At 68.8% G+C, this 23494-nt stretch carries 21 protein-coding genes and 4 pseudogenes; 12 read left to right on the forward strand and 13 right to left on the reverse strand.

Annotated elements, in window-relative coordinates; all coding sequences use genetic code 11:
* The 7 genes and pseudogenes from ACZ3KJ_RS22360 to ACZ3KJ_RS22390 all read left to right on the forward strand — a co-directional run.
* Positions 1-333, forward strand: a pseudogene (locus ACZ3KJ_RS22360) (hypothetical protein); the annotation flags it as partial.
* Complete coding sequence (locus tag ACZ3KJ_RS22365) at positions 330-521, forward strand: hypothetical protein (protein WP_467529366.1); 192 nt, start codon at positions 330-332, stop codon at positions 519-521. The pseudogene ACZ3KJ_RS22360 and the gene ACZ3KJ_RS22365, both read left to right, overlap by 4 nt.
* A 119-nt stretch (positions 522-640) precedes the next feature.
* Complete coding sequence (locus ACZ3KJ_RS22370; protein ID WP_058083009.1) at positions 641-844, forward strand: hypothetical protein; 204 nt, start codon at positions 641-643, stop codon at positions 842-844.
* A 302-nt stretch (positions 845-1146) separates the two neighbouring features.
* Complete coding sequence (locus tag ACZ3KJ_RS22375) at positions 1147-1503, forward strand: plasmid mobilization protein (RefSeq protein WP_466386199.1); 357 nt, start codon at positions 1147-1149, stop codon at positions 1501-1503.
* Entirely contained in the window at positions 1500-3218 is a 1719-nt protein-coding gene (locus ACZ3KJ_RS22380; protein ID WP_351348558.1) for a relaxase/mobilization nuclease domain-containing protein, read from the forward strand. The genes ACZ3KJ_RS22375 and ACZ3KJ_RS22380 overlap by 4 nt, the downstream gene beginning before the upstream one ends.
* A gap of 173 nt (positions 3219-3391) precedes the next feature.
* Positions 3392-3751 carry a hypothetical protein gene (locus ACZ3KJ_RS22385; RefSeq protein ID WP_467529471.1) on the forward strand — a complete coding sequence of 120 codons (360 nt, stop codon included), beginning with the start codon at positions 3392-3394 and terminating at the stop codon, positions 3749-3751.
* Positions 3752-3828: 77 nt separating this feature from the next.
* Positions 3829-4524 carry a hypothetical protein gene (locus tag ACZ3KJ_RS22390; protein ID WP_467529369.1) on the forward strand — a complete coding sequence of 232 codons (696 nt, stop codon included), beginning with the start codon at positions 3829-3831 and terminating at the stop codon, positions 4522-4524.
* 61 nt (positions 4525-4585) lie between these two features.
* Here the strand turns inward: ACZ3KJ_RS22390 and ACZ3KJ_RS22395 are convergent, their stop codons facing one another.
* The 8 genes and pseudogenes from ACZ3KJ_RS22395 to ACZ3KJ_RS22430 all read right to left on the reverse strand — a co-directional run.
* Positions 4586-5194, reverse strand: a complete 609-nt coding sequence (locus tag ACZ3KJ_RS22395; protein WP_467529371.1) for a hypothetical protein — start codon at positions 5192-5194, stop codon at positions 4586-4588.
* Positions 5195-5474: 280 nt separating this feature from the next.
* A complete protein-coding gene (locus ACZ3KJ_RS22400) occupies positions 5475-6293 on the reverse strand; it encodes an SPDY domain-containing protein (RefSeq protein ID WP_365170432.1) in 819 nt (272 codons plus the stop codon).
* 12 nt (positions 6294-6305) lie between these two features.
* The gene (locus ACZ3KJ_RS22405; protein WP_365170429.1) at positions 6306-6596 is read right to left on the reverse strand and encodes a hypothetical protein; all 291 of its coding nucleotides are present in this window, start codon (positions 6594-6596) and stop codon (positions 6306-6308) included.
* Between the two features lie 373 nt (positions 6597-6969).
* Positions 6970-7836, reverse strand: a complete 867-nt coding sequence (locus ACZ3KJ_RS22410; protein WP_467529373.1) for a serine peptidase — start codon at positions 7834-7836, stop codon at positions 6970-6972.
* Positions 7833-12254, reverse strand: coding sequence for an AAA family ATPase (locus tag ACZ3KJ_RS22415; protein ID WP_467529374.1), 4422 nt, complete (start codon positions 12252-12254; stop codon positions 7833-7835). The genes ACZ3KJ_RS22410 and ACZ3KJ_RS22415 overlap by 4 nt, the downstream gene beginning before the upstream one ends.
* A 303-nt stretch (positions 12255-12557) precedes the next feature.
* The gene (locus ACZ3KJ_RS22420) at positions 12558-13547 is read right to left on the reverse strand and encodes an ATP-dependent DNA ligase (protein ID WP_467529473.1); all 990 of its coding nucleotides are present in this window, start codon (positions 13545-13547) and stop codon (positions 12558-12560) included.
* Between the two features lie 272 nt (positions 13548-13819).
* Positions 13820-14242, reverse strand: a complete 423-nt coding sequence (locus ACZ3KJ_RS22425; protein ID WP_450676799.1) for a DUF6233 domain-containing protein — start codon at positions 14240-14242, stop codon at positions 13820-13822.
* A gap of 391 nt (positions 14243-14633) precedes the next feature.
* A pseudogene (locus ACZ3KJ_RS22430) lies at positions 14634-15362 on the reverse strand (NAD(P)/FAD-dependent oxidoreductase); the annotation flags it as partial.
* A gap of 1 nt (position 15363) precedes the next feature.
* Between ACZ3KJ_RS22430 and ACZ3KJ_RS22435 the strand changes: the two are divergent.
* The 3 genes and pseudogenes from ACZ3KJ_RS22435 to ACZ3KJ_RS22445 all read left to right on the forward strand — a co-directional run.
* Positions 15364-15981: pseudogene (locus ACZ3KJ_RS22435) on the forward strand (flavoprotein); the annotation flags it as partial.
* Complete coding sequence (locus ACZ3KJ_RS22440) at positions 15978-17231, forward strand: MFS transporter (protein ID WP_467529376.1); 1254 nt, start codon at positions 15978-15980, stop codon at positions 17229-17231. The pseudogene ACZ3KJ_RS22435 and the gene ACZ3KJ_RS22440, both read left to right, overlap by 4 nt.
* A gap of 164 nt (positions 17232-17395) precedes the next feature.
* On the forward strand, positions 17396-18241 hold the full coding sequence (locus ACZ3KJ_RS22445) for an SDR family oxidoreductase (RefSeq protein WP_467529378.1): 846 nt from the start codon (positions 17396-17398) through the stop codon (positions 18239-18241).
* Between the two features lie 123 nt (positions 18242-18364).
* Here ACZ3KJ_RS22445 and ACZ3KJ_RS22450 read toward each other — a convergent pair whose 3' ends face one another.
* The 5 genes and pseudogenes from ACZ3KJ_RS22450 to ACZ3KJ_RS22470 form a co-directional block, all read right to left on the reverse strand.
* Positions 18365-19390 carry an MSCRAMM family protein gene (locus tag ACZ3KJ_RS22450; RefSeq protein WP_467529379.1) on the reverse strand — a complete coding sequence of 342 codons (1026 nt, stop codon included), beginning with the start codon at positions 19388-19390 and terminating at the stop codon, positions 18365-18367.
* A 33-nt stretch (positions 19391-19423) separates the two neighbouring features.
* Positions 19424-20179 (reverse strand): SPDY domain-containing protein, encoded by a 756-nt coding sequence (locus tag ACZ3KJ_RS22455; RefSeq protein WP_467529475.1) that lies wholly within the window; start codon positions 20177-20179, stop codon positions 19424-19426.
* A gap of 72 nt (positions 20180-20251) precedes the next feature.
* Positions 20252-20743 (reverse strand): hypothetical protein, encoded by a 492-nt coding sequence (locus tag ACZ3KJ_RS22460; RefSeq protein WP_467529381.1) that lies wholly within the window; start codon positions 20741-20743, stop codon positions 20252-20254.
* Between the two features lie 18 nt (positions 20744-20761).
* Complete coding sequence (locus tag ACZ3KJ_RS22465) at positions 20762-21622, reverse strand: SPDY domain-containing protein (protein ID WP_351348531.1); 861 nt, start codon at positions 21620-21622, stop codon at positions 20762-20764.
* Positions 21623-21650: 28 nt separating this feature from the next.
* Positions 21651-21965 (reverse strand): annotated as a pseudogene (locus ACZ3KJ_RS22470) (HAD-IA family hydrolase); the annotation flags it as partial.
* A 10-nt stretch (positions 21966-21975) separates the two neighbouring features.
* Here ACZ3KJ_RS22470 and ACZ3KJ_RS22475 point away from each other — a divergent pair.
* Positions 21976-22365, forward strand: coding sequence for a hypothetical protein (locus ACZ3KJ_RS22475; RefSeq protein ID WP_467529481.1), 390 nt, complete (start codon positions 21976-21978; stop codon positions 22363-22365).
* Positions 22366-22424: 59 nt separating this feature from the next.
* On the forward strand, positions 22425-23489 hold the full coding sequence (locus tag ACZ3KJ_RS22480) for a Wadjet anti-phage system protein JetD domain-containing protein (RefSeq protein ID WP_467529383.1): 1065 nt from the start codon (positions 22425-22427) through the stop codon (positions 23487-23489).
* Positions 23490-23494: the final 5 nt, after the last annotated feature.

The following is a 23494-nucleotide window of genomic DNA, read 5'->3' on the forward strand; positions in this document are numbered from 1 at the left end:
ACCGGGGACCGGAGGGCCCAGGTTCCCCTGCGCCGGACGCCGGCCCCCAAGGCAAAGGGGAAGAGCAAGCGCAGTAGCCGGTCCCGCGGCCCGCAGGCTCAGCGTCCGGCGCGTGAGCCGGAGCAGGACATCGACCAGCTGGTCGAGCTGATCCGCCCCCACGTGCCCGCGCTGCTGGAACGGGACGGCAACGCGGCCGTGACTCGAGTCCAGCTCAGGGAGATCATCCGCCGCGAGAAGCTCCCCGGCGGCCGAAACGACCGACTCAGCCTGGTCCTGGCAGCCCTGCGCAGCCCAAACAGCAACACGACGACAAGGAGCACCACACCATGAGGACCTGCCCGCAGTTCGCCGCCATGCGTGAGGAATACGAGCGGGAGATCGGCTATCTGAGCGCCCACTCCAGGCGGCATGCCGGCAAGCCGTCGGCGAAGGCCAGCTCGACGTACGCCGCTTCAACGAAGGCGCGGATGGCCCGGGCGCTCAGCGGCCACGTCGGACGCTGCCCCGAGTGCGGCTGACCCTGCAAACCAGCAGGTCACTCCCCCTGTCCCCCTTTGGTGGCCCGGCGCACCCCGGGCCACCGCCCCGTACCGAGAGGCATCCCGTGGTTTCCCACCCCAACCCTCCGTCGCGGCACATGGCCACCGAGGCGGCTGCGTGGGCCACCGTCCTGGTCCGCCGGCACCTCGTCTACGCCATGGTGCCCGTCCCGACCGGCCAGTGGCTCGTCCAGCAGGTGCCGAACGGGCCGGTCCAGCTCCTGCACGGACCGGCCTCCGTTCTCGATCTGGCCGCCACCATCCAGCGGCAGCTCCGTACGGCGAGGCCCGACAGCCGATGACGAACCCGAACGAGAACAGCGCCACCCCGGATCCTGCTCGGGACCCCAACTCGGTCTGGGGGCGAGCAAGTTATCGCAAGAGCATTGCTCCCGTCGGGAGCAATGCTCTTGCCTCCCCCGCCTCTGGAATGGCGGGAGCGGACCGGCACCGGGAGGTGCCGGTCCACCAGGGTGCGACCGAAGGCGGACCGCATCCAGAAGGGGGGCTGCCGCACACGTGCCACACCGCGTACTGCGAGCACGCCGCGCCGCCGAAGCCACACGTGCGCCAGCGCGAGCGCCTGCGTGACGAGCACAAGCGCATGCGTCAGCCCAGCTGCCGTATGAACGACGACGAGTACCAGCTCCTCGTCCGCGCCGCGTCCGCCTGCCGCATGAGCGTCGCCAGCTTCCTCGCCTACGCCGCCCTCAAAGCAGCCCGTGACCTCGACCGCGCCGCTGCCGAGATCGCCACCGAACGAGAAGTGCTGACCGAGCTGTTCGCCGTACGCCGGCACCTCGGCCAGATCGGCAACAACCTCAACCAGGTGGCCAAGGCCACCAACGCCGGCGCCGACGTCCCGCACACCCGAGCCGTCCTCGACGCCGTCCACCGCGCCGCCAAGCGGGTGGAGACCTTCACCCAGCACTACCTGGACACCGAGAACCACGTCGCATGATCCCCAGAGTCCACAAGCGCGGGACACGCACCATCGGGCTGCTGTACTACCTGTACGGGCCGGGCACGCACGAGGAACACGTCGACCCGCACCTCGTGGCCGCCTGGGACAGCCTGGCGCCAGACCCCGGCCGCGACCCGCAGGCGACGTACACGGAGTTGCAGAAGCTCCTCGACCAGCCGGTCGAAGCCCTCGCCCCCAGCCGTCGCCCGGCCAAGCATGTGTGGCATCTGTCGGTGCGTGCCGCGCCAGAGGACCCCGTACTCTCCGACGAGCAGTGGGGCGAGATCGCCCGGCGCATGGTCGCGGCCACCGGCATCGCCCCCGACGGCGACGCCGCCGCCTGCCGCTGGGCGGCCATCCGCCACGCCGACGACCACATCCACATCATCGCCACCCTCGTCCGGGAGGACGGCCGTAGGCCCCGCCTGAACAACGACGCGGGACGCGCTCAGGCCGAAGCCCGTCTGATCGAAGCCGAGTACGGCCTCAAGCGGCTCAACACCGGGGACGGCACCGCCGCCCAGCGGCCGACCAGCGCCGAGCGCCACAAGGCCGAACGACAGCAGCGGGAACGCACCCCGCGCGAGGAACTGCGTGAAACCGTTCGCCGGGCCGTGGCCGGAGCCACCGGTGAGAGGGAGTTCTTCGACCGGCTCGCCGCTGCCGGCCTGCTCATCCGGCGGCGGATCGCACCCTCCGGTGACCTGCTGGGCTACACCGTCGCGCTGCCCGACGACCGCAACAAGGACGGCGAACCCATCTTCTACTCGGGGTCCAGACTTGCCCCGGACCTGTCGCTGCCCCGCATCCGCGAACGCTGGTCCGCCGACGACGACCAGGCCAGCGGTTCAGTCGCTGCGCCGTCACGCACGGCGCCCGGCGCCCCGTCCACCGCGCGCCGCGGCACTGCCTCCGCGGCATGGCAGGCACTGATCGTCATCGAGGAAGGCGACGACGCGGTCGCCGCCGCTCACATCGCCTCGGCCGGCGAGGTCCTGGACGCGCTCGCCAAGACCTCCGCCGCCCACACCCGGACTCAACTGCGCGAGGCCGCCCTCGCCTTCGAGCGGGCCTCCCGTTCGCACTTCCGGGCCGAGCGCGGCCACGACCGGGCGCTGCGGCAGGCCGCCCGCGACCTGGTCCTCAGCGGGCCCGCGCTCGGCCGCGGGGAGGACGGGGCAACCACCGCGATGGCGATCGACATGTTGTTCTTCCTCGTCACCGCGGCCATGCACTGGCACGCGAAGAAGGGCCACGCTCAGCAAGCTGCCTCCGCCCGTCAAGCCGCCGAACACCTTCGTGCCGCCTACCAGGCCGCCGCCGCCCAGCCGCTGGGCGCCCTCTACCAGCGCGGCCGGCGCTTGGGCCACCCTCTCCTGCAGCGGCAGACGGCCGTGCTGCGTGAGGCTGTGCCGGAGTTGGCGGACCAGGTCCTGGCCGAGCCCGGCTGGTACGCGCTCGCAGCCACCCTCGCCGACGCCGAAGCCGCCGGCCACAACGCCACCGCGCTCCTCGCCGATGCCGCCGGACGCAGGGAACTCGACACCGCGGAATCCGTCAGCGACGTGCTGGTTTGGCGCCTGCGCCGTAGTGCCGACCTGCCCGCCGACACCAGCAATGCCGTGACCGCCGACCGCGGGACGGAGCACCTGACCAGCCGCACCGGACGCGCGGAGCAGGGCCGGACCACCGCCCGGCGAGGCCGGTCGTGACTGTGGACTTTGCGAGTTGAACAGGTCACATGCCTTCGAGGACGATCATGACGCGAGCAGGACGAGGCGCAGGAGGAGCCAGCGTGTTTGATCGGATACGCCGCCGCAAGCCGGATGTGTTCGACATCGAGATGCAGCGCCGGCACGAGGAGATGTGGGAGATGTGGCAGCGCATGCCCCTCCCCACGCCTCCGATGCCGCAGCCTGGCGTGCAGCTGTCCGAGCCAGTGGCCGAGGTGGACGACTTCCTGCCGCCGGATCTGCGGGTCCCGAGCCACGACCAGGTCGCCGGCCGGATGATGCCCTGGCTGCGGCCTCTCGTCCTGGACGGCGAGGTCGTCACCTGCGCGGAGTGCGGCGCGTACCGGGACTGGATCATCATCTCGACCCAAGATGAGCTTTGGCTGCGCTGCCGCGCCGGTCACCAGCAGCAGGAGAGGCGCCTGGACACGGCCTGGTACAACCGGAACTCCGCGTCGGTCGATGCCACGCACGCCACGTTCGAGGACTGCCTGCGCCACCTCGGCCACTGACCCCTATACCCCTACGACCCCACAGGGCCCACTGGCCCGCACTGCCCAACCTTCTCCCAGAACCAAGGGGTTAAGTCGTGCGCGTTCGCGTCGCCACCAACGCCGTCGGCATCACCGCCGTTGCCCTGCTCGCCCTGCCCGCCTGCTCGCCCCACAGCGCGGCACTTCCTGCACCGTCGTCCTCCGCCGCCTCCGGCAGCCCGGCCGTCAATGAGGTGAACAGCACCCCACTGTCGTCGGCCGCACTCACCGCCCGCCTGCTCGACGAGAGCGACCTGGGCAGCGGCTACACCCGCAAGGCCGAGCTCCCTGCACGGCATGACGACGTCACCGTTCTCGGCTGCCCTGCCCTCTCCGACCTCGGCGGCGAGGCGGCCACCGGAGGATCGCTCGACTTCCCCCGCCAGGCGAAGACCTCCTTCACCTACGCCGGCCACAGCGACTCCGAGGTCTCGGAGGAGCTGTACAGCGACACGCCCGCCAAGCTGTCCGACGGCATGGTCGAGGTCTTCGACGCCATGGCCGGGTGCCCCGAGTACCAAATCCTCGTCGGCGGCTCCGCCGTTGACATCGCCACCCAGAAGACGGCATCGCCCCACCTCGGCGAGGAGCAGTGGAGCCAGCTGCTGGCCTTCTCCGCCGGCGGACACGACAGGGTGGTGAAGCAGACCGCGATCCGCGACGGGAACGTCCTCGTGGTCGTTTCCGGTTCGCCCGCTCTCGTCGACCGGCACCTCGACAAGGCCCTCACCAAGGCAACCGCAGGCCGCTGAAAATCCCACTGCTCGGTGCCCCGCCCCGCGCGTTCCTGGCGGGGCACCGTCGCATGGCCCTTCATTCACATCGCAGCGAGCCGCGCTGGACCTCGTACGCCCACCCGCGTGGGACAGGCCGTCCTTCGGCGAGCAGTAGGGCCTCGTACGTGTCGCATATCAGCCGGAATGCGGCGTCCTCCGCGGCCAGGATGTCGATGCGGTAGGGGCCGGCGACGTATACGGGGCGTCGTTCGTCACTGGTCCCGGCCCACTCCAGACGGTGCCTGAATTCTTCAGACAGTTGATCGTCCGGCTGCCGCTGTCTGAAGTTGCGCACCTGGGGCTGTTGCAGGTTGCCGACACCCATGGCGTACTCGTCGAAGTGCTCGATTACATCCCGGGCGTGTTTTCCGCCCGGCACCGCACGGTCGAATGCCTCAAGGGCGTCGCTGACCAACTGCCGAGCTGCTTCTGTCTTCACGTGTGTGCGTGTCATCTCGACGCCCCGCAAAACGTGGCGTAGTGCCATCACCGTATACGGAGCGTCTATGACGGCCCGGCCGGAGTCGCGTTCATGGGTAAGCCTGTGAACGTCCAGAGCCACCTTCCGGTGGGCCATAACGGCAGACGAGTGTCCGATGTTGGCTCCGTGCTCGGTTGGCCGCCACTCGCTCTCGGCTTCGCTCATTCTTTCAACTCCCCGTGCCTTCCTGGGCGAACAGGTCAGCCTACGGCGCCAACCCATACCCGTGCGGCGCTTTATTCGTATCTCTGGCGTTCTTGATGAGCGCAAGACATGTGACGGGTGCGCGAAAAGGCCCGGACACCTTCGAGGGTGTCCGGGCCTTTCGATAGCACGCGGAGGGCCGCTAGGTACATGCCCCATTGAGGGCTCCGACCAGTCGATGCCACACAAGGGCCCTGACCTCATTTCTCCTCTCTGTCCCTGTGGATCACGACGCGTGGCGTCAGATGGCCGGAGCGCGCAGGAGCCGGTCTTCGGTGCTCGCGGGAAGCACCCGGCGCAGGACCGGTGCGGTGGAGCTGATCGAGCCTGCGAAGGCGGCGACCAGGTCGTGGGGGACGCTGGAGCTGAACGACGCGGCCCACAGGCATCGTGCGCCGAGCACTGGCTCGGCCCATGCCTGCCACCCGTCCAGGCTCGTCCCTGTGTCGTCGGTCAGGGTGCGCGGGTCGGCGTCCTGAATGAGGGCCGGCACCGTGCCGTAGCTGATGTGGGAGGTGAAGGTCGCGTCCATCGCTCCCGCACGGGGCTGGTCGATGTCGAGGAGCCAGCCGTGAGTGGTGACGGCGTCGAGGACCAGCTCGGTCCCGCCGAACTTCTCGGCCGGGCGCTGCCGTGCGTCGAGTGCGACGAGAAAGTCGACGACGGCCTCTCCGGGGACGTCGGGGGTGAAGTACGCGGACCACTGCGCGAGCGGACTGGCCGTGTCCGTGCGAGCCGACACGTGCCAGGCGACTGGCAGGTCCCCCAGCAGGAACGGCTCGTCCGCCAGAACCCACTGGGCCCATCGGAGGGTGTCGGGGCTGAGGTGCAGGACGGTGCTGCGTACGACCTGTCGGTCCTCCGGTACCTCGTCCGGCTCCTGCCGGCCGCGGACCATCGTCAGGCTCATCCAGCCAAGGCCGGTGAGGGTGTCGGCGACGGTGTCGTAGAGCCGTCCGTCGTCGCCGGCCAGGTGGCGGGGGCCCACCCAGTACGCGGCCTGGGTCCGATCGGGTGCGGCGGGGTCGAGGGGAAAGTCGGGATTCAGGGGCACCTCCAGGATGATGAGGATCTACTGGCCGCCGCGAGCCGTGCGGCGGGGCCGACGCGGTGGCTGGACGGGAGACTGCCAGGCCAGCGTCACGGCTACCTCGGGCGGCAGGACACCGAGCTGGCTGTGCTCATCGCTGCCCTCGGCGAGATGGACGACCGTCTGCCCGGCTGCGTCGAAGGACTGGACGACCTGGGCGAGGCGGTGCTCCATCGGGAAGAACGGGTTGATCGCCTGCCGGACCGGGGCGTCGCGGTCGCAGGCGGACAGCAGGTCGATGAGATCTCCAACGGTCATTTCCGTAGACGGCACGGACAGGCTCCTTGCATGGGGATGGGTGGCCAGCCAATAGGCAGAGCTGGAGCATGGCGCGCTGCACGCGTCGGGCGGCTCCGGCACCTCTGGACGGCGACGCAGCATGTCGGCCGGCGTCTCGGAATGAAGGAACCTCGGGAGAAGCGGCTAGCGGCCGACCGTCACGCGCCATCACCTTCCTGACCTGGCGCTTTTCCGGGAAGGTCGTCTACGTTGACATGCCGCTGGAAGTGTTGGCCAGTCCTTCGCGGATCTTTCCTGTCTGCCCCAGGCGAACTACTGTCCTTTGCCATTCAATCGAGTCGTTTGCCTGCGTGGAGGGGCGTTACCTGCGACGCCGGATCATTTAAGACGCAGACTGCCGAAAGTCTCAGGCGATCTGGTCCGGGATCGTCGGGTTGTGGACGAAGGGAGTGATTGCCGCAGCGGTGAGCGGGGAGGACAAGTACGCTCCGAAGGTGTGGAAGTCGATACGGCCAATCGGAGTGTCGGCGTGCTGGTCAACGGGGAATCGGTCGCCGAGCCGATGAGGAATCGCGACGAGGTCACCTGTGTCGGCGAGGTTCACCCAGTAGCGGACCCCGGCAGGCCGGGCACCCCGATCGGCGATTGGCGCGGGCACCAGGTGATCGAAAATCCCGCCCGGCAGGCCCAGGGGGGAGCCCAAGGTCACGAAGCAATCCACGGTCAATTCCGGGTGGGCATGGAGAGCCTCGTACGCGATGACGGAGCCGAGGGAATGCGCTAGCACCACGTGGGGGCGGACCCGTCGGATCGACTCGGCCACGGTGGACCGGGCGGCAGCCCGTACCTGCGGAACGTGGAGGTAGCGGCGGACCTCACCGGCCAGTTGGACAGCGAGCCGAATGACCGTACCGATGGGGATGTTGCGGCGTCGGGAAACCCAGGACAGGACCTGCCGCAGTGGTGCAGTAATCAGTCCCTGCCGTTCCTGGAGGGTGGGTGAACCTAGGGCCAGCGCCCAGGCGATGACGATGGACTGTTCTCGATCGTCGAGAGAAAGTACATCGGGCACGACGGCCTGCCGCTCCGCGGCGTGGGTGTGGTGAGCGTAGTACGCGACGTGCAGGGCAGGGAGTCGGTGGGCGCCCAGCCCGGCGGCAGTGAACCCATGCTGAAGTTTGAGCTGCCACTGTCCTGCTAGTTGGGTGGCTGCCTGTTCCGGCGACCGGCCGCTCAGGTGGTTGCCGATGCCGTGCACTGCGAGGATCGTCACTGCTCTGGTCCTTCCTCCGAGTGACAATGAACGGAGTAGGCCGGGAATCGCCACGGGCCGCCGTTGGTCACGCCGTTGACGTTGCTGATCTCGTACCAGTGTGCCTCCAGCCGCACGGCCTCAAATCCGTCGGGCGTCAGTACGTCGATGAGAGCATCGTGGAGTTCTGCCGTCGTCGCAGTGATGGGGCGGGCGTAGACCAGGCCGAAGGAAGGCGGCAGTCCTCCCTCCCATTCGTCGACGGTGTACAACTCCCATCCGTCTGCGCGGGCATCGCCGCATAGCAGTTCGCCCGGCAACCAAGCCAGGACGTGGGTGACGTGGACGGTCGGCCGCGTCGGGCGGAGTGCCGACGCCGCTGTGGTGCAGGCCCAGCCGAGGGCCGTGACATGGCCTGCCTTGCTGCCTACCAGCACGCCGCTCTCGTGGGGGGCGATCGTGTGCACTCGATCGGGCACTGGGGCCGGGTATCCGAGTGGATCGCCGGATTCGGCATCCCATGCCTGGACTTCCGCCTCGTTGACAGCGGCCACGAGTACCGGCCTGCCGTTTACTTGGCTGACAGTCATTACCTGTGGGCCGGCCACGGAGACAGAGCCCACGAGGGAGGCCGTCATAAGGTCCCAGATCCGCACTTGGTCGTCGTCCGACGATTGCTCGGCGGCGAGCAGGCGTCCTCCTTGCATCGCGATCGCTCCGGTCCGGTCCAGCATGATCGATTGCCGCAGGGTGCCGTCAGCCAGGGACCAGAGACAGACCCTGCGTTCGTTGTGGACGCTGATCAGGAGAGACTCGCCGCCGACGTCGCCCGCGACCAGCTCCGTGACCGGTCCGTCCACGCCGGTGAGGACGTGGGAAGGCGACTCCTTGCTCGTGTCCCACACATGAATATCACCGTCGGCACCGCCGACCACGGCCCACACGGAATCGCCTTGCGGCACAGCTGCCAGCGCGGTGGCCGGAGCGGGGAGGCGGACCGTTTTTTGCAAGGCGTCCTCACGGACATTCCAGGTGTCGAGCTCATTCTCCGTGGTTACTGTGACGACGTAGGACGCATCGCCGGCCGTCACGACGGCGGCATGGCTGAGCCCGCCCAGTTCGGTCAGTTCATGATCCTCGGCGCCGGTGCTCAGGTCCCAGCCCTTGATCTCGCCAGACGCGAGTTCGGCGCTGAGGACGAGTTCCGAGCCGCCGAGCCGGATGGTGCCGAGGATTGTGGCAGGCTGCCAGTGGTTTTGGCCGTGACCGAACTGCGGGCAAACGTCCAGGTCCCACACCCGCATGTTGCCGTCGCGATGGGCGGTCAGCGCGAGCTGAAAGCGGTCTACATGACGGATGTCTGCGAGTGTCAGCCCGCGGTCTTTGGCCTCCGTGACGAAGTGGACAGTCTCACCCTTCACCCTTACCGCATACATGCTGGGGTGGTAGGCGATAAGGGAGAACAGCGGGGTGCGCGCGTTGATGGGCTGGATCCGCACCTCCTGGAGCCGTCCCCCCGACGATATGATGACGGGCCGCTCGCCCAGATTCCGCAGCACCCTCGGCCCATGTGCCTGAGACTCAGCGGAAACGCAGTGGAAGGCGAGGGAGCCGTCTGCGGACTCCTCGCCGAGCAACGAACCGATGGCGGCGCCCCCGGCTTCGACAGTGTCGAAGATCCTGCCGAACGACTCGCCGAGCAGGCCGACCAGGCTGATCTCGCCACTGACTCGACCGACTGCAAGAGCCGTTTCGTCGCCGGTGCCGACGACCGCCAAGGCTGAGACTGTCGCGCCGTCGAGGCGTGTGTCGGCGACGAGCGCACCCGTTGCGAGGTCGTACAGCAGAAGAGCGTTTTGGTCAGTCACCGCGGCGATGACTGACCGCTCATCCAGATCCGCGATCGCCATTTGGGTGATGGCGCCCTTGTCTGTTCTCGGAGCCGAGAAGTACGGGACCGCGCTGTCAGGGCTCGGTGTGATGTCCCACGCTTGGAGGGAGCCATCGGTGCCGCCGAACACGGCGAGGAGCCGTCGATCGACGGCTCCCAGGGCGAGGGCTGACACGGCGGCGCCCAACTCGTCCTCGCTGATGACGTACAGCAGGGACTCCTCAGGCAAGCCCGTGCTCCAGTGCGTGCGGAGCGGGGTCCGTTCGTCGTGGAGACGGCGTGCGAGCTCGGCCGCGTGGTAGGTCACGAGGCTCTGCTGAAGCCTGGCACGTCGCGTCTCCAGCGGTATGCGCTGGCCGAAGAGGCTGCCGAGGTCGGAGCGGTCGAATGCCTTCCGGTACGCGACTCCGGCCCGCCGCGCCGTGGGGGTCTTCGTCCTGTGGGCGGCGTCCCAGATGCCGGCGTGGTCGGCGCGGACTAGGTACTCCGGGTCTAGGAACAGCTGGTCGACCGCGGATCCGCCCGGGACAGCGACGGCATGCTCCATGAGATGTCGCAGCAGATACGGTGCGGCAAGGTCCCACCGAGGCCCTTCAGCGGCCCACCGCCCGGGGACGGTCGACAATAGCTCGTGAAAGAGCGTGTCGGCGAGCCCGTCGAGTTCGGCCCCGGCGTCACGGAAGTGCTCGGTGATCGTCTCGTGGAAGAACCGGTAGAGCTGACGTCCGTCCGAGTCGATGTTCGTTCGTAGATAGAAGCGGGCGGTAGCCAGCTTCTCGCGGGCCTCGGCCGGGGTCAGCGGGCGGAGCTCCTGACCCGCGGCCATGGCGGCAGCGGCGGCGGCTGCGGCCACAAGGTCCAGCGGCATACCCTGCCCTCGCGCTTGTGCCAGCCCCACCATCAAGTGCCGCATCCACGGGTCGCCGTCCAGCGTGGTCCGCAGGTGCAGTTCGAGCAGGTGCGGCAGGTTCTGCGGCAGTTGGGCGACCGCCTCCGCGGGATTCAGAGGTGCACCGGTTCGCAGGAAGTCGGCGAAGAGTGCTGCGACGAGGAAGGTGCTGCGATCGGGGCTATGAGCGATCTCGGTAGCGACCGCACGGGCTACGGACTCGCGAAGGGCCTGGTCGTTGTAACCGGGTGCGCTGTACAGGATGTCGGCGATGTAGGTCGTGAGGTCGTCCGCGAGGTCCTCGACATTGGAGGAGGTGTCCAGGTCGAGCACCATCGCGTGGTCACCGGGCACCTCGCAGAACCGGTGGCCGTCCGCCTTCGGCGGGCGCATCCCCACGAGTGCCCGGAAGGCGGGGCGGCCGTCAGAGCGGAGCGTGCGCAGGAGGTCGGGGAGCAGATAGCGGGCGATGTGGCCGCTCTCCAGGGCTTCGTCAATGGCATCGAGGATGAGTACCACCGGTTCCGGCAGGTCCTGGGCGATGCGTTTGAGGTCGTCTAGAGCTTGCTCACTGCTAGCGGCGGCTGGCTCCGCGTCCTCGGGAGACAGTTGAACCATGATCGATGCGATCACCTCGTCCGTGCTCCGGTGCCGGGCGTGGACCGCGACAAGAGTCGGGTACCGACGCTCTGGGCGGTACTGAGCACGAATGCGGCCAACCAGCCCGGTACTCAGCTCGGCGAGCTGGTTGTGCGCCAGGAAGACCGTCACCCCCAGTAGCGCCGACTTTCCGGCGCCAGGGCTTCCGGTGACCAGCAACAGGGGTTCGTCGCTCGCCAACCAGGAGCGAATCTGGGTCAGCTCACGTGTCCGTCCAGTGAAGAGGCAGCCCGTCATCGCAGCGGCGTCGTCCAGGCGGCCGGACGCCCGGGTGAGGAAGTGCACTGGGTCCAGGCCGGGGTCGAACTCCGCCGCCAGTTCCCGCACTGCAAACCGTAGTCGGCTCCGAAGACGCTGCCAGCCGTCAGTGCTGAACGCCGGGTTGGCGAAGAACTCCGGTACCGTCAACGAGGCAGCCCGGCGCGGCGAGTGCACCACGGTCTGCGGATACCCTTCGCCGAGGCAGACCAGCTCCCGCGCGATCTCGTCGGCGACAGCCTCCACCGGCACGTGGGACAGAGTGGGAGAGATGTCCCAGTGCCCCAAGCGGAGCCGTTCCAGCGCCTGGGCTGTGGCCTTGGTGAACCGTGCGTCGAAGGCGCTCTCGTCCGCCGTGCAGGCCGCAATCACCCAGGTCTTTCGGTCGCCCTCGGGAACGTCCTGGAATAGCTGGTAGTCCGTCGCGGCCCCTGCACCGCAAACATCGAGCAGGAATAGGACGGGAGATTGGTTGGAGCCGTGCTCGACCTCGTTCAGCCAACGGCCGACATCGATCGCCGACTCCGGGAGGTCGGTCGGACGGCTGTCGTGCACGGGCAGGTACAAGACCCGGCCACGAGAGACCCCGTGACCGGCAAAGTGAACGATACGCGGCCGGCCCACCGAATCGTGCCGCAGATGCTGCCAGCTCTCCTGAACGCTGACCCAGTCCGCGTCGATCAACGGTTCACTGACGTTCAGCCCGTCGAAGCGCGAGAGCACCACGGCGAGTTCACGCACCTGCGGTTCAACCGACGGCAGCGGAAGCAACCCCTCCGACGTGGGACTCCACTCTCCGTCGACCGCGCTCTCGAAGGTCCCAACTCCAAGCAGAAGTGCTCGAACCATCATCCCCCCGTGCCCGCACGATTCAGTCTCCAGGCTATCGGGATCGAGGCTGCTCAGCCCTCACGACTAGATTCACTGTCAGAGAAGCCGAAACGGCTGGGTTCGCTGTCAAACGCCTCGATTGGATGACAAAGGACAACTACCGGGATTGCCTGCAACGCGCCGGTCCGTCATCTGCGGGCCCGGAGGCTCTGGTCATCCTGCGGACGGTATGGCACCCGCACCGAAGGGAGGCACGTCCCTGACGGTGACGTCCGAGCGAAGCCGGGCGAAACGAACCGGGTGGCGCCATCCCCCGCGGTCTTGAGACGTGTCGACCACGATCTCAGCCACCAAGTCGGGCTGGACCAGTACGACATCAAGTGGGGTACGCGAGCCCCACGAGGTGGTGAACCGCACGCCTTCCCATGGGTGGTCCGGCCCTGCAAGCGTCAGCTGCCCGGCCAGTTGCCGGGCGGCGTCCGGCCGCACCGGTGTGCTCCGGCCTACGGGACGCAGGACCCCGCTCTGATCGAAACGCCCCAGCAGCAGGGTCTGAGGGCGGCGCGGCGCGCCGGTGATCGCCCCCACGATGGCCTCCGTCGTGTCCCGACGGCGCACCTTGATGAGCGCTCGTGCTCCGGGGAGGTAGCGCTGCTGGCTGCCCCGGATCACGAGGCCCTCGATGCCGGGAACCTGGGTCCAGGAGGTAAACCACTCCTGCGCGAGGGCAATGTCAGTCGTCTCCGGGCACAGCCTCCAGGGATCACTCAGGCGGCGCTCGGTGAACATGGCCTCCAGGCAAACACGTCGCTCGACGTACGGCGTCCGCAAGAGTTCACGCCCATCGATCTGAAGGGCGTCGAACACAACGAAGTGGGCCGGCAACTCCCCGGCAAGCCGGGCAGCAGTCAGCCCCCCGGAGGCCGCACGTCGCTGGAGGGCCTCGAACGAAAGTCGCTCACCGGCAAGTACGACCAGTTCGCCATCGAGGACCAGGCCGTGAGGCAGGCTGGACGCCGCGCTCACCAGGTCAGGGAACCGCCCCTGGATGAGAGTCCCCCGGCGAGACTGCAGCAGCACCGGTCCGGGCGACGGACAGGGAGTAAACAAGATCGCCCTGTAGCCGTCCCACTTCGGCTGAAATATGAGTTCGCCCGGGAGCGCGCTGGGCGGGGGCAGGCTGTCGCGGGCCTGCGCCAGCATCGGTTCCACCGGCGGTCGAAGCACCATGTCACTCCGAAGCACCAGCCGCCGGCGTGGGCTCAGCGGCGCGGCAGGCTGGACAGATGATCCGGGCATTACGACCGTATCGGTGAGTCAGCCCCTGGCAGCGTGGGCAGTACCCGACCTCGTCGGGCGCACAGCCCAGCAGGCGTGCCGCAACGGACCGGTCTGTTTCCGGGTCGATGCGCTGAAGCACCCCGTCCATAGGTGCGAATATGTCCGGCCACACGGGGGCGCGCGCACAGCGACGGTCACGCAAGATCCATACCCAGCTCGGTGTCCGGTCTGCAAAATACGCAGGGCTCGATGGCGGGATCGGTGAGCGCCGCTCGTGCCTCGTCTGTCCTGATCGGGTGCGGTGTGCCCTCGATCATGGAGCAGTCTGCGAGGTGAACGAGGGCAGGCTCCAGACCGTTCGGGGTGCGCTTCCGCTGCACTACGTAGCCGGCCCTCACCTGCGCCGGAGGGAAGGCGGGCAGTGAGCCGCCGCCCTTCACAGGGCGGCTCGGGCGCCGCGGCGGCGACGCCGGCCGCTCGGCGCGATTTAGCGCCTTCCGTACGGCGTCGTGCTGAAGGCGCAGATACCTGCCGACCGTGTCGTTCTCCGCGATCTGCCGGTCAAGGTACGCGAGGATCGCCCGAAGGCGGGGCGGGTCAGGAGGCAGCTCGGACATGGCGAGCACCGTGCAGCGCTGCCCAGGCTCCGGTCCTCCGGCCCTGCCAGTAGGGGTGGAACAGCACCTGCGCCGACAGGTGGATGAGCTGACACCGCTGAGCGGTCTGCGGTCGCGCGGCGAGCTGGCGGTAGACAGCGCGCCACGCCTCTTGTGCACGAGCGAGGTCGCTAGGGATGGGACTCACGGCCAGATTCAATCATGTGTTCGATTTTTTGCGCATGTCGTGCCAGCAGGCACCTGTCCGTTGTGTGACTGAGTGGTCCAGTTGGCCACTGAGTGCTTGAGTTGGCCGCTCTGGCCCTCACCGGATCGATACCGCCTTGACCCAGGCGTGCGGGCCGACGACGGGGCCGCCCGGAGCGTCCGGGCGGCTCGCCTGCGAGTGCGCTCAGGCCGGGACGGCAGCGGCCGACGGGACGGCAGCGGTCTCCGGGTCGGTCTCGGCCGTGCCGCGAGCGGCGAGGTAGCGCTCGGCGTCCAGGGCCGCGGCCGCGCCGGTGCCGGCGGCGGTGATGGCCTGGCGGTAGGTGTGGTCGACGACGTCGCCGGCCGCGAACACCCCGGGCAGGCTCGTACGCGTCGAGGGGGAGGCCACCTGGATGTAACCCTCGTCGTCCAGCTCGAGCTGACCGGTGAACAGCTCGGTGCGCGGGTCGTGGCCGATCGCGATGAACAGCCCCGTCACGTCCAACTCACGTGTGGCGCCGGTGAAGACGTCGCGCAGGACGACGCCGCCCAGCATGCCGCTCGTCTCCTTGATCTCGGCGATCTCGCTGTCGAAGGCGAAGGAGATCTTGTCGTCGGAGAAGGCCCGGTCCTGCATGACCTTCGACGCACGCAGGGCGGAGCGGCGGTGCACGACGGTGACCGACTTCGCGAAGCGGGTCAGGAAGGTGGCCTCCTCCATGGCGGTGTCGCCGCCACCGACCACGGCGATGTCGCGGTCGCGGAAGAAGAAGCCGTCGCAGGTGGCGCACCAGGACACGCCCCGGCCGGACAGCTCCTCCTCCTTCGGCAGGCCGAGCTTGCGGTAGCCGGAACCGGTCGCGACGATCACGGTCTTCGCACGGTGCACAGTACCGGCGGAGTCGGTGAGCAGCTTGATGTCACCGGTGAGGGCGGCCAAGGCCGCCGTCGACGAGGGACACGCGGACGCAGTCACCGGCTTCCGCACCGAGGCGATCCACCGAGACACCGACGGCCGCTTGGTCCTGGTCGGCGAGGACGGGCGCCGCCTGGACGCGGTCGACGAGGTGATCGTGCTGACCGGCTTCCGCCCCGACCTGTCCTTCCTGGACGAGCTGCGTCTGGGTCTCGACGAGCGTCTCCAAGCGCCCGTCGCGCTGGCTCCGCTGATCGACCCCAACCAGCACTCCTGCGGCACCGTCTACCCGCACGGCCACCGGGAGCTCTCCCACCCGGAGCAGGGCGTGTACCTGGTCGGGATGAAGTCCTACGGCCGCGCCCCGACCTTCCTGGCGATGACCGGCTACGAGCAGGTCCGCTCCGTCGCCGCAGCGATCGCCGGCGACCTCGACGCGGCCGACCGCGTGGAACTCACCCTGCCCGAGACCGGGGTGTGCGGCGGCGCCGGCCTGTTCGATGCCCCCGACGCGGCTCAGGCCGACGGTGGCGGCTGCTGCGCGCCCGCGCCGCAGCTCGTCCAACTCGGCGCCCCCACCTCGGTCGGGGCGGCTGCCGAGCAGGCCCCGGCGGGCGGCTGCTGCGGCTCGTGACCGACCTCGGCACCCCCGCGCGCGGGACCGCGACCGGATCGGGGGACCGGTCGCGGCCCCGCGCCGCCCTGCCCGCCCTCTGCGCCACACAGATCGTGAGCTGGGGCATCGTCTACTACGCCTTCCCCGTTCTCAACCCCCAGATCACCCACGCAACCAGCTGGCCGGCCGGGGCGACCACAGCGGCGTTCTCCCTCGGTCTCGTCGTCTCCGCCCTCGCCGGGATCCGCGTCGGGCGCATCCTCGACCGTCGCGGCCCGCGCACCGTCATGACCATCGGTTCTGTTCTCGGCGTGGTCAGCCTGCTGATCGTGGCTGCGGCCCCGAACGTTTCGGTCTTCATCGCCGGTTGGGCGCTGGCCGGGCTCGCGATGGCATCCACCTTCTACCAGCCCGCGTTCGCCGCTCTCACCCGCTGGTGGGCCCCCGACCACGTGCGGGCCCTGACGGTCGTCACCCTCGCCGGCGGCCTCGCCTCCACCGTCTTCGCACCCCTGACCGCGGCCCTCGCCAACCATCTGTCCTGGCGCCACACTTACCTCGTGCTCGCCGGCATCCTCGCCGCTGTCACCATCCCCGCCCACGCCCTGGCCCTGCGCGCGCCCTGGCCCGACGCCCCAATCAGCCGCGCACACGCGACCGCAGGCGCTGCAGGGGTTGGGAGCAGCCGACCGTTCCTCCTGCTCGCTGCCGCCTTCACCCTGTCCGGCTTCGCGATGTACGCCGTCGTCGTCGCCCTCGTCCCGCTCCTCCTGGAACGCGGGTATACCACCAGTCAGGCCGCCTGGGCCCTCGGCATCGGCGGCGCCGGACAAACCCTCGGCCGCACCCTGTACGCAGCCCTCGCCCGCCGCACCACCGCCAGAGCCCGCACCACGATCCTGATCGCGCTCGGAGGCTTCACCACCGCCGCCTTCGCCGCCGTCCGCGGCCCGTACGCCCTGCTCATCGCCGTGTCGGTCGTGGCCGGCATGGTCCGCGGCAACCTCACTCTCCTCCAGGCCACCGCCATCACCGACCGCTGGGGCGCCACGCACTATGGAGGCCTCTCCGGACTCCTCGCGGCGCCAGCCACCACTGCGGCAGCCCTCGCGCCATTCGCGGGCGCCGCCCTGGCCGTTGCCCTCGGCGGCTACGGACCGCTGTTCTTCCTCTTGGCCGTCGTCTCCGTGGCCGCCGCGCTCATCGCACCGTGGACAGACACCGACGCTGTACGCCGCCGATTCGGACGACTGCCCCGCAGTTGTTGACCACGCCTGATCGCTCCGCAGAGTAACCGCAGATCGGCATCAGTGGCGTTTGCCAACAAGCGTGCTGATTTGCCAACTGTGTTGGCGTCGTCATAACACTGGCTCCGTCTGCCTGTTTATGGAAGACCGGTTGGAGACATCCGTGATTCTCTATGGTGTCGGTTATGTCGGTCTTAATCGTTGGTGGCAGCGGGTTCCTCGGCAGCGAGCTGGTCCGTCAGGCGAGAGCTGCTGGTCATGTCACGGGCGCGACGTTCGCGACCCGGCCGGGTTCGGCTCCGAACGCCATCTGGCACGCCCTTGATCTGCGGGATCCACAGGACATGGAGAGCGTCGTCGCTGACCTGGCGCCGTGCGTCATCATCAACGCGACCAGCGGCGGAGTCGACTGGGCGGTGACGGCAGAGGGGCCTGTGCGGCTCGCGCTGGTCGCCGAACAGCATGGCTGTCGGCTAGTCCATGTGTCGAGCGACGCGGTGTTCTCCGGCGCCAGCGCCCACTACGACGAGTCCCAGCTGCCTGATCCTGTCACCCCATACGGCGCGGCGAAGGCAGCGGCTGAGACCGGCGTCCGCCTGGTGTACCCGGACGCCGTCGTCGCCCGTACTTCCCTGATTATTGGCGACCGACGCTCAGTCCATGTACGGGCAGTGCATGAACTGGCATCGGGCAGGTGGGACGGGGTGCTGTTCACGGACGACGTCCGCTGCCCGGTGCATGTGTCCGATCTGGCCGCCGCTCTGCTGGAGCTGGGGTTCTCCGACGCTTCCGGTGTGCGCCATCTTGCGGGGGCCGATGCTGTCAGCCGTTACGACCTCGGTGTCCTTATCGCTCGCCGCGATGGGCTGGACATCTCCAGGCTGCGGGCGGGACGGCGCAGCGAATCCGGGATTCCCGGTGCGCTCGACGTCCGCCTCGACTGCCGCGCGACCCAACGCGAGCTGGTCACCTGCTTGCGCGGCGCCCGTGAGTTCCTCCTCGAAGGAACCAATACGCCGAGCACCCCGTAACGTGCCGGCTTCCAGTGTTCCGAGACGCCTGGTGAAAGCCACCGCCCGCAGATGGGCTGACCAGCCGAGAGCCCCCGGTCCGCGAGGGGTCCGGGGGCAGATGGGCACTGCGCTCAGCTGGGGTTAGCTGTCGGCAGGGGTGTCCTCACTGTCAGTCCTGGCTCGCCGCCGAGCGGCAATGACGGCGGCGGTGCCGCCGGCGAGAAGGAGTCCCGCGCCGCCCAGGAGCCACGGGCTGGCGTCGGCGCCGGTGTGGGCCAGGGAGCCGATCGGGGCCGTGGGCGATGCATCATCGGTCGCGTCCTGCACCGGGGCGGCCGAAGAGGCGGTGTCGGGTGTGCCAGAGGTGGCCTGGCTGGGCCCGGATCCGTCTGAGGTTCCGCTGGTCGGCTTGTCCCCCGATGTGGAGGGAGTGCGGGTGGGCTTCTTGGTCGGTGTGGGATTCGGCGAGGACGAGCGCTTCGAGTTGGTGACGGTTACGGTGACCGGGTCGCCTGGGCCTGCGGTGAAGGTCTTGGTGCGCGTGTAGAGGTCGTATCCGGCGGGAGCCTTGGTCTCTTTGATCCAGAACTCGGCCTTCCGGCTGCTCACCGGCAGGTCACCGGTGGCCGTTCCCTTGGGCCCGGTGGTGAGGGTGAGCAGGATCGTGTCGCCGCTGCCGATGTTCACGGTGGCGCCGGGCAGGAGCTTGCCGGTCTTGTCGTCCTTGGCCTGGAGCAGGACGTGGCCGGGCTTGAACGGGGCGACGATGGCCAGGCGGGTTGTGCCGCCGGGTGTGACGATCACGTCCTGGTCGGCGACGACGTCATAGAGGGGGCTGCCGGCGGCGGTCTCCTTCAGCCGGTAGACGCCCGGGGCGAGGCCGGGGAAGGTCAGCGTTCCCTGTGCGTCGGTTGTGCCGTGCCCGGCCTCCTGGCCCGTGGCGTCGAGAAGCAGATATGAGGCGCCTTGGACAACGTCCCCGGCCGGGTCCTTCGTGGTGAGCGCGACACTTCCGGCATCGGGTGCCGGGGTCTCGGTGAGGGTGGTGCTGGAGGGCGTCGGCTGGGAGGGCTGTGCGGTCGCTGCCGGTGCCCAGGTAAGGGTGCCGACCACTGCGGCGGCGATGGCCGTGGAGCGGACGGTGCCGCGGACGGTACGGGGGTGCACGAAGAAGGGGCTCCTTGGTGGCGGGTACTGGCGTTAGCGGGTTCGGCTCATAGCCGGTCTTGGAGGCGGCGTAGCGACCGGGGGAAAGGGCTTGTTCTGCTTGGCCGTTGTGGTCGCTATGGAGACGTGGTGGCGCGTGAAGAAGGGGATGTCCTTCACGGTGCGCTCTAGCGGTTCGGTGGAGAGCAGGGAGGCGGTGAACGCTGCGACCAGCGCGACGCGGGTTGATGGTGAGAACTGCACGCGCCAGTCGGGGTTGGCCGGCCGGCCGCCCCAGATCCGCCAGGACGGCGCGAGGTCGGAGCTGGGGGTCCTGTCGTACTGGTGCTGCATCCCGCTCAGGGCGTCTGGGGCGAGGAAGGTCTGGGTGCCGTCGGTCTTGATCGTGTGCCTCCAGCCGTGGGCGAGCAGCGGGACGTACGCCTCCTGCGCTGACGTCTGGGACTGGAACAGATGATCTTTGTCGCTGTGTCGGTCTTCGAGGTACAGGTCGAGTAGTTCGCTGTGCACGTCGCCGAGCAGCTCGACCGGCGTGGTGGCGTCAGAGGTGATCTGCCAGGTGGCCGGGCCGAAGGGGTCGCGGTGTGCGGCGGTGATCCACTGCATGTGGCCCCGCCTGTTGGGGTCGGGGACGTAGCCGGTACGGAGCCGAAGGCACGGGCTGCACGCGACCGCCCCTTCCTCCTTTGAAGGCTGATGCAGGGACCAGTCGTCGTCGAAGGGGAAGGGCCAGATGGCTCGGAAGTCGACCGAGCCGGGACCCGCCAGGTGGCGGGGCAGAACGCGCACCGTCTGATCACGGTCGGGGTCTTCGAAGGGGTCGGGCAACAGAAAGGGATCCTGTCTGTGGGAATTTCGTGGTCAGCGGGCCCTCGCGGCGCTGCGTTGAGCCGCCGGCGACGGGACCGGCCGCACCGTCCGGCCCGCGGCTCGGCTGAGGGCGGGTGCCGGCCACGTACCGGGGAACCACACAGCGCTGTACTGCTCGATCGCATCGCGCAGGCCGTTTGTGTGGGCCCCTTCCCACGGCACCCAGTCGGGTCGGTCCTTGAACTCCTTGAACGTGCCGTAGCCCGAGTTGTGCGGCTGAAGGCCGCGCGTGGAGTCGCGGTGATCGAACGTCCCGTGATCGGCGAACCGCAGAACGGTGACGTCCAGTTGCCCGCAGTCCTGGTGGAGGGTAGCGAGGCGGAGGCCGGCGTACTCGTTGGCCCATTGGGTGGGGCTGAAGTCGATCCGCAGCCGCAGCGGTCCCCCGGGTACGGGGGTGGCGTAGTAGGTGTCGCCGACAACGGCACTGTCGGCGAAGGGCAAGACGAGTTGGGCGAAGAACTCGGGGGCGTGCATGGCCATGTGGGTCTCCCGGTGGTGTCAGCGGTGTGGCCCGGCCAGCACGGGTCGGCTGGTGGTGCTCCAGCGCGGGACGCTGGCAGCGGGCCGGGCGGTCGGGCGGCGGGTGACGGCACGCTGGACATCGAGCGGGGTCGGAGCCGGCGGGCTCGGCGGGACGATGGAGGTGACCTGGCCCTTGCTCTTGACGTAGCTGTAGGTGTCCTCGCGCCAGCGAGGCAGCGGCGCCGGGTCGGAGACGCACTCGGTGACGGCCTTGAGCAGAGCCACGGGGGTGTCCGTGCTGGCAGTGGCGTACCAGTAGGGCCGGTCGATGGAGGTGCCGGCCCACAGCTGCCAGCGTGCCCCACGGGTGGTCAGCTCGGTTTCCGGGTCGAGGTCGCCGGTGGTGTATTCGAGCCCGGCCAGCTTGTCGGGTGACTGGACGGCGAAGACGCCCCAGCGGGGCCGGTCGATGAGCCAGCCCCGGTTGATGAGTGGTGCGACCGCGAGGAAGGGGTCATGGTCTTTGTCCCCCGAGAGGGGTCTGGCCAGGTAGCTGTCCGGCCCCTGCTGATATGCCTCGGCGAGCGCGGTGGTGAAGGCGGTGACGAACTCCGTCGGACAGGAGTCGTTGAAGCACACGCCCCAGACGGGCGGGCCGAAGGGGTCTTTGTAGGCGTTGATGCGCCACAGGCCGTCGTCCTCGCCCTCGGGGAGGTAGCCGAGGCGGACCTTGCTGTCGGGCGCGGTCAGGTAGGCGTTGCCGAGATCGTCGTGGCGGAGTTCCCAACCGAGGTTGCGCAGCGGGTCGAGGCCGGGATCGCCGATCGCAGTGGCGCGGGCAAGGTAGCGCGGGGAGACGTAGACGTCCCCGTCGATGGTGTCGTCGTGAGGTAGCACAGGATCCTGGACAGTGAGGTGGGGCGGTTCACGCCGTGGGGAGCAGTGCCGCTTCAAGGACGGCGGGCCGACCGGTGTAGTGCAGCGCGGTCAGCCCCAGGCTGCGAGCGGCCTGGCAGTTGTCGGCGCGGTCGTCTACGAACAACACGCGCTCCGGGTTGCGGGCGCCGGTGGCCGCAAGGGCATGGTGGTAGGCGGACGGGTCGGGCTTGCACGCCTCCAGCCGGGCCGAGTACAGGGCCTGGGTCATCAGCTGCTGCCAGTCGTGGGTGTCGAGCACGTCGCTGAGGTGGCGGGGTGCGTTGGACAGGAGCACCATCGGCAGTCCCTTCCGGTGGACGCGGATCGAACGCGTGCCAGTCGAAAAGATGGGCAAGATCTTCTCCGGTGGCCAGGAACTGACCGGCGCCATCCTGCTCTACTGCGCTCTCGCCGCATTGCGCACCTCCCCCGGCCCCCGCAGCCGCACCCGCCACGGCGGACTGCTCCTCCTCGACAACCCCATCGGCCGCGCCAATGCCCCCTACCTCGTCGACATCCAGACGCAGATGGCGGCAGCCCTCGGCATCCAGCTCATCTACACCACCGGCCTGAGCGACGAAGCCGTAACAGCCCGATTCCCCGCCACCATCCAGCTGCGCAACGACGCCGAAGCCCGCACCGGCCTCTCCCGCATCCGCCTCGACGACCACGTCCGCAACGCCCTCATCCCCACGCCTCGGACCGCCCCGGAAACCCACTAGCCCGAAGCGAACGGCTACCTCAGCTCCGCACGCCTGTACACCAAGGGGGATACGAACCGATGATCGCGCCCACCCCCGAGCAGCTTCCTCGCCTCTCACCAGGCGCCGTCCGCCTCAGTGCCGCACTGCACGCTCGCGCCGAGAGGGCCACCGTGCCGCGCGCCACCGTGATGGAAGCCTTCACCGCGGCCCTACCCGGCACCGCCCGCGGTGAGGACTCCCGCACCGCACTGGCCACCCTGCTCGAAGAACTCTCCGACGCCGGCACCCTGCGACTCCCCCACGGCCAGAGACACAAATGGGACGCAGGCCGTCCCGCCCTGCCCGAACAGATCCGGTTGCCCGCAGTCACCCCGCGCAAGCCTCCTGCTGTCAGCACACGGCGCTCCTACCGCCCAGAACTCGACTGGGCCCACACCGCATACCTCACCTCCGCCCATCACGAGGACCTGGCCCTCATCAACCGATGGTTCCGCGACACCAGCAATCGCCCCGAAGTTCGCGTACCGATCCCCCTGCGCGAACGCTCCTACGAGATCTTCCGGGACGAAAAGCGTCTCGATGGTCTCCTCTCCGGTGCGCTGTTCGCCCCCGGCCGCCTTACCCTGGAACAGCTCGGCACCTTTCGCGAACCACCGCCCCTCGCCTACCGATTGCTCGGTGACGGAGACACTCTCCTGGTCGCCGAGAACAGCGACACCTACGCCACACTCCGAGACCTGCTCACCTCGAATCCCGGGCGCACCAGAGGCGTGGCTTTCGGCTCCGGAAGAGCCTTCGAAGCCTCCGTCGAAACGGTCAAAGAGATCCATGGAATCCAACGGATCGTCTACTACGGCGACCTCGACGCCGAGGGGTTGTCCATTCCCGCCCGCGCCTCAGTAACGGCCACTCAGTGCGGGCTGCCCCCGGTCGAACCCGCCTCCGCGTTGTACGACCTCCTCCTGAGTCACGCCTCCACCCCGGGTCAGATGGTTTCCGCTGAGCGCGCTCACACGCTTACGGCATGGCTGCCGCCCAGACTGCGACAGAGGACCCACGAGGTCCTGCTGTCAGGCCGCCGTGTTGCGCAGGAGGCCACCAACCGTAACCAGTTGTCCGGCGACGCCACCTGGTGCCCTTGAGCTCG

It is taken from the genome of Streptomyces sp. NPDC003248 (assembly GCF_055563235.1).